The following is a 14,790-nucleotide window of genomic DNA, read 5'->3' as shown; positions in this document are numbered from 1 at the left end:
CCGCGCGGCGCGCTGACGCCGCGAGCACGCACGAGGGCCCGGTCCGACACCGTCGGACCGGGCCCTCCTGCGTACGCGGGCGTCGGGCGTGCGCCCGGGTTAGCGGGTGCCGCTGGCGTCGTTCGCGAACTCGCCGGTGACCAGGTACACGATGCGCCGCGCGACGGACACGGCGTGGTCGCCGAACCGCTCGTAGTACCGGCCGAGCAGCGTGACGTCGACCGTCTGCTGCGGGGTGCCCGTCCACGACCCGCCGAGCAGGACGCGGAACGTCTCCTCGTGCAGCGAGTCGAGCAGGTCGTCGTCGCGCTCGATGCCCTCGGCCTCGGCCAGGTCGTGCGAGCTGAGCACCTGCGTGGTGCGCTGCGCGACGCGGCGCGCGGCCTCGTTCATCTCGGTGAAGACCCCGGTGAGCGCCGGGTCGACCGCGGCGTGCGGGTAGCGGGCACGGGCCACCTGGGCCACGTGCCGGGCGAGGTCGCCCATCCGCTCGAGCGTCGCGCTCATCCGCAGCGCCGACACGACGACCCGCAGGTCGGTCGCGACGGGCTGCTGCTGGGCGAGCAGCAGGACGCAGCGCTCGTCGAGGTCGCGCTCCAGGGCGTCGATGGCGAGGTCGTCGGCGATCACCGACTCCGCGAGGGCCAGGTCCTGGCGGAGCAGCGCCTCACCGGCCGCGCCGATCGCGTGCTCCACCCGGCGGCTCATCGCCACCAGGTCGTCCCCGAGCTGCTTCAGCTCGGCGTCGAAGATCTCCCGCATGGCTTCCTCTCGTTCGCGCGCCGGTCGCGCGCGGGCGTGCGTGGGTGCACCAGTCTGGTCCCGGCCACCCACGGTCGCACGCCTGGGTGAACGCCCCGGTGAACGCCGGGCCGACGCGCGGTGAACGGAGATGAACACTGCGACCGCGGCCCCGGTGGCGGGGCCGCGCCGGTCCCGGGCACGGCCGCGGCGACCGTACGCTGGCGCCGTGGAGGGTCTCAACGGTCTCGGAGCGCTGCTCGCCGGCGTGCTGGGTCTGCTCACCGGCATCGGGGCGACGCTGGCGTTCCGGTTCAGCGAGCGCGCCCAGCGCACCGTGCCCGAGCGCCCGGCGCCGGAGGTGGACGACGGCGTGGTCCGCACGCTCGCGGTGCTGCGCTCCGCGGCGGTCGTGCTGGACGACGACGACCGGGTGGTGCGCGCGAGCCCGCCGGCCTTCGCGCTCGGCGTGGTCCGGGACGGCATGGTCGTGCACGCCGCGGTGCGCGAGCTGATCGCCGACGTGCGCCGCACCGGGCTGATCCGGGACGAGGAGCTGGAGCTGCCGCGCGGGCCCGTGGGCCCGGGCACGGTGATGCTCCAGGTGCGCGTCGCGCAGGTCGGGCCCGGCCTGCTGCTCGTCCTCGCGGAGGACCGCACGCAGGCGCGTCGCCTCGAGGCGATCCGCCGGGACTTCGTCGTCAACGTGTCCCACGAGCTCAAGACCCCGGTGGGCGCGCTGTCGCTGCTGGCCGAGACGGTGCAGGACGCCGCGGACGACCCCGAGGCGGTCCGGCGGTTCGCCGGCCGGATGGTCAGCGAGGCGCACCGGCTGTCCGAGCTGGTGCACGAGATCCTCGAGCTGTCCCGGCTGCAGGTGGCCGGCGCGCTCAAGGACATCGCGGTGGTGGACGTCGACGCCGTGGTGGCCGAGTCGGTCGACCGCGCGCGCACCGGCGCGGCCGCGAAGGACATGTCCTTCCAGGTCGGCGGGGAGTCGGGCACCCGGGTGTTCGGCGATCCCACGATGCTGGTCCAGGCCGTGCGCAACCTGCTGGACAACGCCGTGCGCTACTCGCCGGCCGGCACGACCGTCGGCGTGGGGGTGCGCACCCGGGACGGCCTGGTGGAGATCGCCGTCGTCGACCAGGGCGTCGGCATCTCGCCCGAGGAGCAGGACCGGGTGTTCGAGCGGTTCTACCGCGTCGACCCGGCGCGCAGCCGGGAGACCGGCGGCACGGGACTCGGCCTGTCGATCGTGAAGCACGTCGCGGCCGACCACGGCGGCGACGTGCAGGTCTGGTCGCAGCCCGGCCGCGGCTCCACGTTCACCCTGCGGCTCCCGGTCGCCGTCGGCCAGCCGCCCGTCGCCGCGCCCGACGACCGCCCGCAGCCCCTGGTCGTCCCCGACCGCCCCGGCCCGGACGACCCGCGCGCCGGCACCTCCCCCGACACCGCACCGGAGGCCTGACCCCGTGACCCGCATCCTGCTCGTCGAGGACGAGGAGTCCTACCGCGACCCCCTGGCGTACCTGCTCGGCCGCGAGGGGTTCCAGGTCACCACCGCCGCCACCGGGATCGAGGCCGTGGAGGCGTTCGAGGCCGAGGGCGCCGACCTCGTGCTGCTCGACCTCATGCTGCCGGGCCTGTCCGGCACCGAGGTGTGCCGCCGGATCCGGCAGCGCAGCGACGTCCCGGTGATCATGCTGACCGCGAAGGACGGCGAGATCGACAAGGTGGTCGGCCTGGAGCTCGGCGCCGACGACTACGTCACCAAGCCCTACTCGTCGCGCGAGCTGCTCGCCCGGGTGCGCGCGGTGCTCCGTCGCCGCCAGGCGCCCGCGGCGCAGGCGTCCGACGAGGAGCCCGAGGACGACGGCGTGCTCGCCGCCGGCCGGGTCCGGATGGACGTCGAGCGGCACACCGTCACCGTCGACGACCAGCCGGTGGCCTTCCCGCTGAAGGAGTTCGAGCTGCTCGAGCTGCTGCTGCGCAACGCCGGGCGGGTGCTCACCCGCGGACAGCTCATCGACCGGGTGTGGGGGACCGACTACGTCGGCGACACCAAGACGCTCGACGTGCACGTGAAGCGGGTGCGGGCCAAGATCGAGCCGGACCCGGGCAACCCGACGCTCCTGGTCACCGTGCGCGGCCTCGGTTACAAGCTGCTCGACGACGACCCGGCCTGACCGGCCGGTCGTGACGCGCGCCACGCGGGTCCCCGCCAGGATTGTCCGCTCGTTCACCGTCCGTTCACCCGGCTACGGGAGCCTGGTCACCTGCGCTCCCTAGCGTCGGCGCCAGGTCGCGCACAGACGGGTGCGCGCCGCGTCACGACAGGACGGACAACACTGTGAAGCTCAACCGCGGTCGTACGGGTGCCCTCGCCCTCGCCGGCGTCGTCGCCCTCTCCCTCACGGCATGTGGTTCGGACAACCCGACCGGCGCCACGGAGACCACGGGCTCCGACACCGGCTCGACCAGCTCCCTGTCGGGTGAGCTCGCCGGCTCCGGCGCCTCGTCGCAGGAGTCCGCGATGGAGGCCTGGCGCGCCGGGTTCCAGAGCGCGAACCCCGACGTGACCGTCTCGTACGACCCGGTCGGCTCCGGCGGCGGGCGCACCGCGTTCCTCGACGGCTCCGTGAAGTTCGCGGGCACGGACTCCGCGCTCGACGAGGACGAGCTGGCGCAGGCGCAGGAGCGCTGCTTCGGCGCCGAGGCCGTCGACCTGCCGGTGTACGTCTCCCCGATCGCCGTCGTGTTCAACCTCGAGGGCGTCACCGAGCTCAACCTCTCGGCGGAGACGATCGCGAACATCTTCAACAACACGATCACGAACTGGAACGACCCGGCCATCGCCGAGGCGAACCCGGACGTGACGCTGCCGGACCTGGCGATCACCACCGTGCACCGCTCGGACGAGTCGGGCACCACCAAGAACTTCACCGACTACCTGTCGAAGGCCGGCAACGGCGCGTGGACGGCCGAGCCGTCCGGCGACTGGGCGGTCGAGGGCGGCGAGTCCGGTCAGGGCACCTCCGGCCTGATCCAGACCGTCCAGGGCGGCCAGGGCACCATCGGCTACGCCGACGCGTCGAAGGCCGGCTCGCTCGGCAAGGTCTCCATCCAGGTCGGCGACGAGTTCGTCGCCCCGTCGGAGGAGGGCGCCGCCGCCGCGCTCGACGTCTCCCCGCGCGACGACTCGCGCGCCGAGGGCGACATCGTCATCGACATCGACCGCACCACGACCGAGGCCGGCGCCTACCCGCTGATCCTCGCCTCGTACCTCGTCGTCTGCCAGTCCTACGACTCGCAGGAGGACGTGGACCTGGTCAAGGCGTTCGCGACCTACGTCGCCTCCGCCGAGGGCCAGGCGGCCTCCGAGTCGGCCGCGGGCTCCGCGCCGATCTCGGACACGCTGCGCACCGACGTCCAGGCCTCGATCGACGCGATCACCCTGGCGTCCTGACGACCGGGGGAGGGGCTGTCGTCGTGACCCGTCGGCCGCCCCTCCCGACCGGACCCCGGCCGGTCCACCTCGCGGTGGGCCGGCCGTCGGCGCGAGACACGCCTTCTCCCCTCCCCCTCCCACAGGAGACCGTGTGACCAGCACCCAGCCCCGCACCGCGGGGCCCACCGAGCCGGTGAAGCCCGGCACGACGGCCCGCAGGCTGCGCGCGGGCCACGGCGACCGCGGCGGCAGCCTGGCGTTCCGCTGGCTCGCCACCGGGGCCGGCGTCCTGATCCTCGTGATCCTCGCCGCCGTGGCCGTGTTCCTGGTCCAGCGCGCGTGGCCCGCCCTCACCGCGGACTCGTCCGAGCTGTCGGACGCGGTCAGCTGGTTCCCCGAGGACACCAGCCTGCTGGGCTTCGTCGGCCCGCTGATCTTCGGCACGCTGCTCGCGGCCGCGGTCTCGCTGCTGCTGGCGACGCCGGTCGCCATCGGCATCGCGCTGTTCACCTCGCACTACGCCCCGCGCCGGCTCGCCAGCGCGCTCGGCTACGTGGTCGACCTGCTCGCCGCCATCCCGTCGGTCGTCTACGGCCTGTGGGGCGGCCTGGTGCTCAGCCCGGTCGTGCAGCCGGTGTGGGAGTTCCTCGGGACGTACCTCGGCTGGATCCCGTTCTTCGGCGGCGTGGTGTCGCCGACCGGCCGCGTGATGATGACCGTGGCGGTCGTGCTCGCGGTGATGATCCTGCCGATCATCACCGCCATCTGCCGCGAGGTGTTCCTGCAGACCCCGCGCCTGCACGAGGAGGCCGCCCTGGCCCTCGGCGCGACGCAGTGGGAGGTCGTGCGGATGGCCGTGCTGCCGTTCGCCCGGTCCGGCATCGTGTCGGCCGCCATGCTCGGCCTGGGCCGCGCGCTCGGCGAGACGATGGCCGTCCTGATGATCCTGTCGCCCGGGTTCCTCTACTCGTTCCAGCTGCTCGCCGCCGGCCAGCAGCAGACGATCGCCGCGAACATCGCCGCGCAGTTCCCCGAGGCCAACCAGACCGGCGTCGCGACGCTGATCGCGACCGGTCTCGCCCTGTTCATCATCACCCTGGCCGTGAACATGGCCGCCCGCGCGATCGTCGCGCGGCGCAAGGACTTCTCGGGGGCGAACTGACATGACGACCACCCCGACCACCACCAGCCCGGCGGGCGCGTCGCTGCGCGAGGCGCTGCAGGCCACGGACCGCCGCCGGCGCCGCACCGACGTCACGATGCGGGTGCTGATCAGCGCGGCCTTCGTGCTGGCGATGATCCCGCTGCTGTCGCTCACCTGGACCGTGGTGTCCCGCGGCATCGGCCGGCTGGACTCCTACTTCCTGCTCCACTCCATGCGCGGCGTGTTCGGCGGCATGGACGCGGGCGGCATCTACCACGCGATCATCGGCACGCTCGAGATCACGCTGTTCGCGGCGCTCATCTCGGTGCCGATCGGCCTGCTGACCGCCATCTACCTGGTCGAGTACGGCAACGGCAAGCCGCTCGCGCGGCTGGTGACCTTCCTGGTCGACGTGATGACGGGCATCCCGTCGATCGTCGCCGGCCTGTTCGCCTACGCGCTGTTCGCGCTGCTCCTCGGGCCGGGTGCGAAGTTCGGCGCCATCGGCTCGGTGGCGCTGTCCGTGCTGATGATCCCGGTCGTCATCCGGTCCAGCGAGGAGATGCTGCGGCTGGTCCCGAACGAGCTGCGCGAGGCGTCGCTCGCCCTCGGGGTGCCGCGCTGGCTGACCATCATCAAGGTCGTCCTGCGCACCTCCGTCGCCGGCCTGACCACCGGCGTGATGCTGGCGATCGCCCGCGTCATCGGCGAGACGGCGCCGCTGCTGCTCACCGTCGGCGTGGTCGACTCGATCAACTTCAACCTGTTCGAGGGCCGCATGATGACGCTGCCCGTCTACGTGTACCGGCAGTACGCTCAGGGCCTGGTCCCGTGCACGGACGGCGACGCGAGCTGCATCCCGGACATCAACCTGCAGCGCGCCTGGGCCGCCGCCCTCACGCTCTTCCTCATCGTCATGGTGCTGAACCTGATCGGGCGCCTCGTCACGCGGCTCTTCGCCCCGAAGATCCGCTGACCCGCCGCCCTCACCTCCCCTTCACCCAGTACAAGGAGACGACCGAGATGGCTCAGCGCATCGACGTCAAGGACCTGAACATCTACTACGGCGCCTTCAAGGCCGTCGAGGACGTGAACATGACCATCGAGCCCCGCTCGGTGACCGCGTTCATCGGCCCGTCCGGCTGCGGGAAGTCGACGTTCCTGCGCACCCTCAACCGCATGCACGAGGTCATCCCCGGCGCGCGCGTCGAGGGCACCGTCGCGGTCGAGGGCGTGGACCTCTACGGCGCCGAGATCGACCCGGTGGCCGTCCGCCGCCAGGTCGGCATGGTGTTCCAGCGCCCGAACCCGTTCCCGACGATGTCGATCGCGGAGAACGTGCTCGCCGGCGTCCGGCTGAACAACCGCCGGATCTCGAAGGGCGACGCGAACGACCTCGTCGAGGCCTCGCTGCGCGGCGCCAACCTGTGGAACGAGGTCAAGGACCGCCTCGACCGCCCGGGCTCCGGCCTGTCCGGCGGCCAGCAGCAGCGCCTGTGCATCGCCCGCGCCATCGCCGTGAAGCCGCAGGTGCTGCTCATGGACGAGCCGTGCTCCGCGCTCGACCCGATCTCCACCCTCGCCATCGAGGACCTGATCGCCGAGCTCAAGAGCGAGTACACGATCGTCATCGTCACGCACAACATGCAGCAGGCGGCCCGCGTCTCGGAGCGGACGGCGTTCTTCAACATCGCCGGCACCGGCCAGCCCGGCAAGCTCATCGAGATCGACGACACCGCCACGATGTTCTCGTCGCCCAAGGAGCAGGCGACCGAGGACTACATCTCCGGCCGCTTCGGCTGAGCCGCGGGGGGCACGGCGGCCGCGCGCGGGTCGGGAGGGGAACCGCGCGCAGCCGCCCGGGCCGTACGACGCAGGCCCCGTCCGTGGTGGACGGGGCCTGTGTCGTGCACGGGGGTCGGGACGGGCCCGCGGGGGAGTCAGCCCTCGGTGCCGGCGGTCTCCTCGGCGGTCGGCGCCGTCGTCTCCTCGGTGCCGGGCTCCGTGGTGTCCTCGGCGGACGCCGTCTCGGTGGCGGTCGGCTCGGGGGTCTCCTCGACGACCTCCGGGACCAGGTCCGCGTACTCCGGCAGCGTGCCGTCGAGCACGGGGACGGGGACGGTCTCGTCGCCCGCCTCGGCGGTGCTCAGCGTCAGCTCGACGGTCGAGCCCGGGGCGCCCGCGGTGTCGAAGACGACCTGCTCGCGCTCGTCGCCGTCCGCGCCGCCCTCGCCGGAGCCGCCGCCCAGCAGCACGGTGGCCCCGGACTCGACGCGCACGCGCTCGGACGAGCCCTCGAGGGACAGCTCGACGGTCAGCGCCTCGTCGCCGCGGTTGGTCAGCGCGCCCTGCAGCGCACCGGGGGCGTCCGCCGCCTCGGCGACGATCAGCAGGTTCTCGGCGGTGAGGTCGCCGAGCGTGGCGCGGACGCCGTCCGACGCCGAGTACGCGACCTCGGTGGTGATCTGGTTGGTCACCGAGCAGCCGGACAGGGCCGCCGCGAGGGCCAGGACGGCCCCGACGACGACGGGGCGGGCGGACGTGCGGCTGCGGGCCACGGAGACTCCTCGGTGCGGTGGGGCGGGCGCTGCGGTGCGCGGGGGGCTGCGGCACGCGCGCGGGCGTGCGAGGCCGAGCCTACGTGGGCGCGGGGGTGCCGTGCACGGCCTCTCGGCCGCTGCGTGGGCCTTCGGTCCCACGGGGTGCGTCGTCGCAGGTCAGCGGCGCGTGCGGGCGGGGACGGGGCTGCACGGGGCCCTGGTCGGAGACTAGCCAGCCGTGCGCCCCGCGGCGGCACGTCGCGCGGCGTGTCGAGTGTCTGACGTGGCCGGCAACGCGCTGACCTGCGCAAACGCTGCTGATCTCCACGAAATCCCCCCGTTGCCGCGTGGTAGACTGGCTTTCCGCGAAAGGGGACACCTGCAGATGACTTTCACTGTTGGGGAGACGGTTGTCTACCCGCACCACGGTGCAGCGCTGATCGAGGAGATCAAGACCAGGACCATCCGCGGCGAGGACAAGATCTACCTCAAGCTGAAGGTCGCACAGGGTGACCTGACCATCGAGGTGCCGGCGGAGAACGTCGACCTCGTGGGTGTGCGGGACGTCGTCGGGGCCGAGGGGCTGGAGCGCGTGTTCGACGTGCTGCGCGCCCCCTACACCGAGGAGCCGACCAACTGGTCGCGCCGCTACAAGGCCAACCTCGAGAAGCTCGCCTCCGGCGACGTGATCAAGGTCGCCGAGGTCGTGCGCGACCTGTCCCGCCGGGACGCCGACCGCGGCCTGTCCGCGGGTGAGAAGCGCATGCTCGCCAAGGCCCGGCAGATCCTCGTCTCGGAGCTCGCGCTCGCCGAGCACACCGAGGAGGAGAAGGCCGAGGCCATCCTCGACGAGGTGCTCGCGTCCTGACGGCGCGCTGACCCTCCGACACCGGCCGACCGCGCCCGCATGCCCACCGCGGCGATCCTGACCGCCGCCGGCAGCGGCACGCGGCTCGGCCTCCCGGGACCGAAGGCGCTCGTCGAGCTCGCCGGGGTCCCGCTGGTCGTGCACGCCGCCCGGCGCCTCGCTGCGTCGGGCGTCGTGCTGTCCGTGGTCGTCACCGTGCCGCCCGGCCGCGCCGGCGGCTTCCGGGCGCTGCTCGGCGGGCCGGTGCGGCCCGGCGTCGGCGTCCCCGTGACCGTGGTCGAGGGCGCCGGGTCGCGCCAGGCGTCCGTGGCCGCGGGTCTCGCCGCGCTCGGGCCCGACGTCGACGTCGTCCTGGTGCACGACGCGGCCCGCGCGCTCGCGTCGCCCGCGCTGATCCGGTCCGTCGAGGCCGCCGTGCGCGCCGGGCACCGGGCCGTCGTGCCGGGGCTGCCGGTCGCCGACACCATCAAGCAGGTCGGCGAGCCCGTCGACGGCGCGGCGCCGGTGGTCGCCACCGTGCCGCGCGCCACGATGCGGGCCGTGCAGACGCCGCAGGGGTTCGAGCGGGACCTGCTGGACGCCGCGCACGCCCACGGGGCGCCCCGGGCGGCCAGCGAGGCCACGGCCGCGACCGACGACGCGGCGCTCGTCGAGGCGCTCGGCGAGCAGGTGTGGGTCGTGCCGGGGGAGGAGCAGGCCATGAAGATCACCACGACGCGGGACCTCGCGGTGGCGGAGCTGCTGGCGCGGGACGCGGCGGCCCGCGACGGGGCGCGGGCGTGACGGGGCCGGCGGGCGCGGGGCCGGCGGGCGACGGGCCCCGCGACCCGGGTGCGAGCTCGGGTCCGGACGCCGGCCTGCCGGGTCTGCCGCGCACGGGCGTCGGCGTCGACGTGCACGCGAACGACCCCGAGCCCGCGCCCGGCGCCGTCCTGCACCTCGCGGGCCTCGCCTGGCCCGGCGAGGCGCCGCTGGCCGGCCACTCCGACGCCGACGTGGCCGCGCACGCCGCCGCCGACGCCCTGCTGTCCGCGGCCGGGATCGGCGACCTCGGCTCCGTGTTCGGCACGTCCCGCCCGGAGTGGGCCGGCGCCGCGGGCACGACCCTGCTCGCCGAGGCGGCGCGGCTGGTCCGCGAGGCGGGGTTCGAGATCGGCAACGTCGCCGTCCAGGTGGTCGGCAACCGCCCGCGGCTGTCCCCCCGCCGCGCCGAGGCGGAGGCTGCGCTGACGGCCGCGGCCGGGGCCCCGGTGAGCGTCAGCGCCACGACCACCGACGGCCTGGGGCTCACGGGCCGCGGCGAGGGCATCGCCGCGATCGCCACGGCCCTCATCGCCCCGCGCGCGTAGCGCCGCCCGCGCGCCACCCCGCGCCCGCGCTGCCGCGCCCGCGCTGCCGCGCCCGCGCCACCCCGCGCCCGCGCTGCCCGCGCCCGCGCGCCCCGTCGCCGAGTCTCCACCTCCGGTCTCTGCGTCCGCCCCGGTCGACAGTCCGAAAGTGGAGACTCGGCGATGGGCCGGCTCGTCGAGATGGCAACTCTCGGCTGTACGCGCGGGGTCCGGGACAGCCGAGAGTTGTCATCTCGACGTGGGAGCGGGCGGCGCGGGGCGCGGGTCGCGATCAGGACGCCGCCCACGACCACCGCGCCCAGGGCGAGCTCGGCGGCGGCCGGACGCTCCCCGAGGAACGCCCAGGACGCCCCGATGCCGACGACCGGGACCAGCATCGAGAACGGGGCCACCACCCCCGACGGGTGCCGCGCGAGCAGGGCGGTCCAGATCCCGGAGCCCACGACCGTGGCCACCAGGACCGTGAACGCCAGCCCGGCCAGCGCCCACGCCCCGGTCGCGGTCCCGAGGGTCGTGAGCGAGCGCCCGATTGCGTCCGGCCCGTCCACCACCAGCGACAGCGCCAGCATCGGCACCGGCGGCACCACCGACATCCAGAGCATGAACCGCAGCGGGCTGTCCGGGTGCGCCTGCCGGCTGGAGACGTTGCCGAACGCCCAGCCGAGGCCGCCGCACAGCGTGAGCACGACCGGCAGCAGGCCGGCGGACGCGCCCGCCCCGGCCCGGAGGGCCGCGATCCCGCCGAGCCCGCAGATCGCCACCGCCACGCCGACCGCCTGCCGCGCGGTGATCCGCTCCCGCAGCCACACCGCGCCGAGCAGCACCGTGAACGGCGCGGAGGCCTGGAGCACGAGCGACGCCAGCCCGGTCGGCATCCCGGTGTCCATCGCGAGGTAGAGGAACGCGAACTGGAGGACCCCGAACCCGACGCCGTACCCGATGAGCCACCGCACGGGCACCCGGGGGCGGGGGACGAGCAGCAGCGTCGGCACCGCGAGCAGCGCGAACCGCAGCGCGACCAGGAAGAACGGCGGGAACTGCTCGAGCGACAGGTGGATCGCCGGGAAGTTCAGCCCCCAGAGCACGGCGACGACGAGGGCGAGCAGGCGGTCTCGGGTCGGCATGCGCCGATCCTGCGGCCGCGGGACCGTGCAGCACCATCGAAAAGTGGCGCACGGTCCCTGTAGCGTCGCTGCATGGACACTCGGCACCTCGCGACGCTCCGCGCCGTCCGGGACCGCGGCGGTGTGACCGCGGCGGCCGCCGCGCTGCACCTGACGCCGTCCGCGGTGTCGCAGCAGCTGCGCGTGCTCGCCCGGGACGCGGGCGCCGCGGTGGTCGAGCGGCACGGCCGCGGGATCCGGCTCACCGGCGCCGGGCACGCCCTCGCCGACGCGGCCGCCGACGTCGCCGTGGCCCTCGAGCGGGCGGAGGCGGCCGTCGACGCGTTCCGGTCCGCCCCGCACGGCCTGGTCCGGGTCGCGGCGTTCCAGTCCGGCGCGGAGCTGCTGCTGCCCGGCCTGCTGACCCGGGTCGCCGCGATGGACGGGGTGCAGGTCGCGCTCGGGGACGAGGACGTCGCCCAGGACGAGTTCCCCGCGCTCACCGCCGACTTCGACCTGGTGGTGGCCCACCGCCCGGACGGCGGCGCCGGCTGGCCGGCCGGGGTCGACGTCGTCCCGCTGCTGCGCGAGCCCCTGGACGTCGCGCTGCCGCCGGGCCACCCGCTCGCGACCCGCGCCACCGTCACGCCCGCCGACCTGGCCGACGAGCCGTGGATCGCGGTGCAGGCCGGCTTCCCGGTCGCGGGCGTGCTGGACGCCGTCGGCGCGGTGGCGGGGCGGCCGCTGCGGATCGTGCAGCGGTTCAACGACTTCGGCGTCGTGGAGGCGCTGGTGGCCGCGGGCCACGGGGTCAGCCTGCTGCCCCGGCACACCGCCGGCCGCCGCGGCGCGGTGCTGGTGCCCCTCGCGGGGGTCCGCGCGGGCCGGCGGGTCGACGCCCTCGTCCGCCCGGAGCGCGCCGCCCGCCGGGTCGTGCGGCAGGTGCTGGACGCCCTGCGCGCCGAGGCGGCGCGGTTCGCGGACGAGCCGGCCCCCGCCGCCACCGGTCCGGAGCGCCCCGACCGGTAGCCTTGACCCTCGTGAGCCTGCGCCTGTTCGACACCGCCACCCGCGAGGTGCGCGACTTCGTCCCCGTGACCCCGGGCGCGGTCGGCATCTACCTGTGCGGCGCGACCGTCCAGGCCCCCCCGCACGTGGGTCACGTCCGGTCCGCCGTGGCGTTCGACGTCCTGGTGCGCTGGCTGCGCCGCACCGGGCACGACGTGACGCTGGTCCGGAACGTCACCGACATCGACGACAAGATCCTCGCGAGGTCGGCGGAGGCGGGCGTCGCGTGGTGGGCGTGGGCGATGCAGAACGAGCGCGCGTTCACCGCGGCCTACGACGCCCTCGGCGTGCTCCCGCCCACCTACGAGCCGCGCGCCACCGGCCACGTGCCCGCGATGGTCGAGCTGATGCAGCGCCTCGTCGACACCGGGCACGCCTACGTGGCGGGCGAGGGCGACGTCTACTTCGACGTGCGGTCGTACGCCGACTACGGCTCGCTGACCAGCCAGCGGCTCGACGACATGGCCCCGGCGCCCGACGGCGCGGCGGGCGACAAGCGCGACCCGCACGACTTCGCGCTGTGGAAGGCCGCCAAGCCCGGGGAGCCGGCGACGGCCTCCTGGGACACCCCGTTCGGCCGGGGCCGCCCGGGCTGGCACCTGGAGTGCTCGGCGATGGCGCAGCGCTACCTGGGCGACACCTTCGACATCCACGGCGGCGGCCTGGACCTGCGGTTCCCGCACCACGAGAACGAGCAGGCGCAGTCCCGCGCCGCGGGCTACGGGTTCGCCCGCTACTGGCTGCACAACGGCTGGGTCACCCAGGCCGGCGCGAAGATGAGCAAGTCGCTCGGCAACGGGCTCCTGGTCAGCACGCTGCTGGAGACCGTACGCCCGGCCGTGGTCCGGTACGCGCTGACCGCGGTGCAGTACCGCTCGATGCTCGAGTGGACCCCGGACACGCTCGCCGAGTCCGAGGCCACCTGGGACCGGCTCGCCGGCTTCGTGCAGCGCGCCACCGAGCGGGTGGGCGCGGTCGACGCCGCCGAGCTGGCGACGACGGAGCTGCCCGAGGCCTTCGGCGCCGCGCTGGACGACGACCTGAACGTGCCCGCGGCGCTCGCCGTCGTGCACGAGCACCTGCGCGCGGGCAACACCGCCCTGGCCTCCGGGGACGACGCCGCCGTGCGTGCGGGCCTGGTGGCCGTGCGCGCGATGCTCGACGTGCTGGGCCTGGACCCGGCCGGCGAGCAGTGGGGCACGGCGGCGGCCGACGACCGGCACGCCGAGGCGCTCGACGCCCTGGTGCGTGCCGAGCTCGACGCCCGCGCCGCGGCCCGAGCGGCCCGCGACTGGGCCACCGCGGACGCGATCCGCGACCGCCTGACGGCCGCGGGCGTGGCCGTCGAGGACAACGCCACCGGCGCGCGCTGGTCCCTCGCCGCGCGCCAGACGACCGAGGACGAGGACTGATGGCCGGCAACTCCCAGCGCCGCGGCGCGACACGCAAGGCGGGCTCCAAGAAGGGCGCCACCGTCGGTTCCGGCGGGCAGCGCCGCCGCGGGCTCGAGGGCAAGGGCCCCACCCCGAAGGCGGAGGAGCGGTCCTACCACCCCGCCGCCAAGAAGAAGGCCGCCGCCGAGCGCCGCGCGGTCGCCGGCACCCGCGGCTCGGGCAGCCGGCCCGCCGGCCGTGGCGGCGGCGCCGCGGGCAGGGCGCGGGGCGCCGGCGCGACCGAGGTCGTGGCCGGGCGGAACTCCGTCGTCGAGGCGCTGCGCGCCGGCATCCCGGTGTCCGCGGTGTACGTCGCCACCCGGCTCGAGGCCGACGACCGCACCCGCGAGATCCTGCGCTCGGCGACCGAGGCGGGCTACCCGCTGCTCGAGGTCACGAAGCCCGAGCTGGACCGGCTCACCGACGGCTCCGTGCACCAGGGTGTCGCGATCCAGGTGCCGCCCTACGACTACGGCGACGTCGAGGACCTGCTGGACGTCGCGGCGGCCAGCGACCGCGCGCCGCTGATCGTGGCGCTCGACGGCGTGACCGACCCCCGCAACCTGGGCGCCGTGCTGCGGTCCGCGGGCGCGTTCGGCGCCCACGGCGTGCTGGTGCCCGAGCGCCGGTCCGCCGGCGTGACCGCGTCGGCGTGGAAGGTGTCCGCGGGCGCCGCCGCGCGCGTCCCGGTCGCCCGGGCCACCAACCTGGTGCGCGCGCTGGAGCGCCTGCACGAGGCGGGCTGCTTCATCGTCGGCCTGGACGGCGGCGGCGACGTCGCGGTGGCGGACCTGCCGTACTCGGCGGACCCGCTGGTGCTGGTCGTCGGGTCGGAGGGCAAGGGCCTGTCCCGCCTGGTGCGCGAGCACTGCGACGCGATCGCGTCCATCCCGATCGCGAGCGAGGTCGAGAGCCTCAACGCCGGCGTGGCCGCGGGCATCGCCCTCTACGAGGTCGCCCGCACCCGCGCGTCCTGACCCGCCCGGCCCGACCCGACGACCAGCACCAGCGGGTCCGCCGAGTACGGCAGGTCCGCCACCGCGACGTCGCCGCCGCCGTCCAGGCCGACGATGAAGCAGCCCGCCTCGTGCAG

General features: G+C 75.1%; 14 protein-coding genes and 1 pseudogene. 12 read left to right on the top strand and 3 right to left on the bottom strand.

The features are described 5' to 3' along the window. Positions 1 to 99 precede the first annotated feature (99 nt). Positions 100 to 762 (bottom strand): phosphate signaling complex protein PhoU, encoded by a 663-nt coding sequence (phoU, locus tag MHY85_RS08675; RefSeq protein ID WP_239195550.1) that lies wholly within the window; start codon positions 760 to 762, stop codon positions 100 to 102. Positions 763 to 970: 208 nt separating this feature from the next. On the opposite strand from phoU, the gene MHY85_RS08670 reads away from it, so the two are divergent. The 6 genes from MHY85_RS08670 (at position 971) to pstB (ending at position 7,139) form a co-directional block, all read left to right on the top strand. Then, a complete protein-coding gene (locus tag MHY85_RS08670; protein ID WP_239195546.1) occupies positions 971 to 2,212 on the top strand; it encodes a cell wall metabolism sensor histidine kinase WalK in 1,242 nt (413 codons plus the stop codon). 4 nt (positions 2,213 to 2,216) lie between these two features. Beyond that, positions 2,217 to 2,930, top strand: coding sequence for a response regulator transcription factor (locus tag MHY85_RS08665; RefSeq protein ID WP_239195538.1), 714 nt, complete (start codon positions 2,217 to 2,219; stop codon positions 2,928 to 2,930). A 164-nt stretch (positions 2,931 to 3,094) separates the two neighbouring features. Continuing rightward, the gene (gene pstS, locus MHY85_RS08660; RefSeq protein ID WP_239195531.1) at positions 3,095 to 4,210 is read left to right on the top strand and encodes a phosphate ABC transporter substrate-binding protein PstS; all 1,116 of its coding nucleotides are present in this window, start codon (positions 3,095 to 3,097) and stop codon (positions 4,208 to 4,210) included. 133 nt (positions 4,211 to 4,343) lie between these two features. Further along, positions 4,344 to 5,354, top strand: coding sequence for a phosphate ABC transporter permease subunit PstC (gene pstC / locus MHY85_RS08655; RefSeq protein ID WP_158375118.1), 1,011 nt, complete (start codon positions 4,344 to 4,346; stop codon positions 5,352 to 5,354). Between the two features lies 1 nt (position 5,355). After that, on the top strand, positions 5,356 to 6,312 hold the full coding sequence (gene pstA / locus MHY85_RS08650; protein ID WP_158375120.1) for a phosphate ABC transporter permease PstA: 957 nt from the start codon (positions 5,356 to 5,358) through the stop codon (positions 6,310 to 6,312). A gap of 47 nt (positions 6,313 to 6,359) precedes the next feature. Continuing rightward, complete coding sequence (gene pstB, locus MHY85_RS08645) at positions 6,360 to 7,139, top strand: phosphate ABC transporter ATP-binding protein PstB (RefSeq protein WP_158375122.1); 780 nt, start codon at positions 6,360 to 6,362, stop codon at positions 7,137 to 7,139. Positions 7,140 to 7,276: 137 nt separating this feature from the next. On the opposite strand, the gene MHY85_RS08640 is transcribed toward pstB, so the two are convergent. Continuing rightward, entirely contained in the window at positions 7,277 to 7,894 is a 618-nt protein-coding gene (locus MHY85_RS08640) for a hypothetical protein (RefSeq protein ID WP_239195525.1), read from the bottom strand. A gap of 367 nt (positions 7,895 to 8,261) precedes the next feature. On the opposite strand from MHY85_RS08640, the gene MHY85_RS08635 reads away from it, so the two are divergent. The 3 genes from MHY85_RS08635 (at position 8,262) to ispF (ending at position 10,093) form a co-directional block, all read left to right on the top strand. Beyond that, complete coding sequence (locus tag MHY85_RS08635; RefSeq protein WP_147795473.1) at positions 8,262 to 8,744, top strand: CarD family transcriptional regulator; 483 nt, start codon at positions 8,262 to 8,264, stop codon at positions 8,742 to 8,744. Between the two features lie 39 nt (positions 8,745 to 8,783). Beyond that, complete coding sequence (gene ispD / locus MHY85_RS08630) at positions 8,784 to 9,527, top strand: 2-C-methyl-D-erythritol 4-phosphate cytidylyltransferase (protein WP_239195523.1); 744 nt, start codon at positions 8,784 to 8,786, stop codon at positions 9,525 to 9,527. Between the two features lie 74 nt (positions 9,528 to 9,601). Beyond that, positions 9,602 to 10,093 carry a 2-C-methyl-D-erythritol 2,4-cyclodiphosphate synthase gene (ispF, locus tag MHY85_RS08625; protein WP_239195604.1) on the top strand — a complete coding sequence of 164 codons (492 nt, stop codon included), beginning with the start codon at positions 9,602 to 9,604 and terminating at the stop codon, positions 10,091 to 10,093. Positions 10,094 to 10,419: 326 nt separating this feature from the next. On the opposite strand, the pseudogene MHY85_RS08620 reads toward ispF, so the two are convergent. After that, positions 10,420 to 11,217, bottom strand: a pseudogene (locus MHY85_RS08620) (EamA family transporter); the annotation flags it as partial. Positions 11,218 to 11,289: 72 nt separating this feature from the next. Here MHY85_RS08620 and MHY85_RS08615 point away from each other — a divergent pair. The 3 genes from MHY85_RS08615 to rlmB are packed head-to-tail and all read left to right on the top strand — an operon-like array spanning position 11,290 to position 14,674. Beyond that, on the top strand, positions 11,290 to 12,225 hold the full coding sequence (locus MHY85_RS08615) for a LysR family transcriptional regulator (RefSeq protein WP_239195521.1): 936 nt from the start codon (positions 11,290 to 11,292) through the stop codon (positions 12,223 to 12,225). Between the two features lie 11 nt (positions 12,226 to 12,236). Then, positions 12,237 to 13,676, top strand: a complete 1,440-nt coding sequence (gene cysS / locus MHY85_RS08610) for a cysteine--tRNA ligase (RefSeq protein ID WP_239195519.1) — start codon at positions 12,237 to 12,239, stop codon at positions 13,674 to 13,676. Continuing rightward, positions 13,676 to 14,674, top strand: a complete 999-nt coding sequence (rlmB, locus tag MHY85_RS08605; RefSeq protein ID WP_239195517.1) for a 23S rRNA (guanosine(2251)-2'-O)-methyltransferase RlmB — start codon at positions 13,676 to 13,678, stop codon at positions 14,672 to 14,674. Before cysS ends, rlmB begins: the two co-directional genes overlap by 1 nt. Positions 14,675 to 14,790: the final 116 nt, after the last annotated feature.

The sequence above is a fragment of the Cellulomonas sp. ACRRI genome, assembly GCF_022346185.1.
Taxonomy (GTDB): Bacteria; Actinomycetota; Actinomycetes; order Actinomycetales; family Cellulomonadaceae; genus Cellulomonas.
Note: the sequence above shows the minus strand (reverse complement) of the source record. Positions and strands in the feature narration are given on the sequence as shown.

Coding starts and splice junctions, on each gene's coding strand:
- phoU (WP_239195550.1), bottom strand. CDS start 762: ATGCGGGAGATCTTCGACGCCGAGCTGAAGCAGCTCGGGGACGACCTG.
- pstA (WP_158375120.1), top strand. CDS start 5,356: ATGACGACCACCCCGACCACCACCAGCCCGGCGGGCGCGTCGCTGCGC.
- pstB (WP_158375122.1), top strand. CDS start 6,360: ATGGCTCAGCGCATCGACGTCAAGGACCTGAACATCTACTACGGCGCC.
- MHY85_RS08635 (WP_147795473.1), top strand. CDS start 8,262: ATGACTTTCACTGTTGGGGAGACGGTTGTCTACCCGCACCACGGTGCA.
- ispD (WP_239195523.1), top strand. CDS start 8,784: ATGCCCACCGCGGCGATCCTGACCGCCGCCGGCAGCGGCACGCGGCTC.
- MHY85_RS08615 (WP_239195521.1), top strand. CDS start 11,290: ATGGACACTCGGCACCTCGCGACGCTCCGCGCCGTCCGGGACCGCGGC.
- rlmB (WP_239195517.1), top strand. CDS start 13,676: ATGGCCGGCAACTCCCAGCGCCGCGGCGCGACACGCAAGGCGGGCTCC.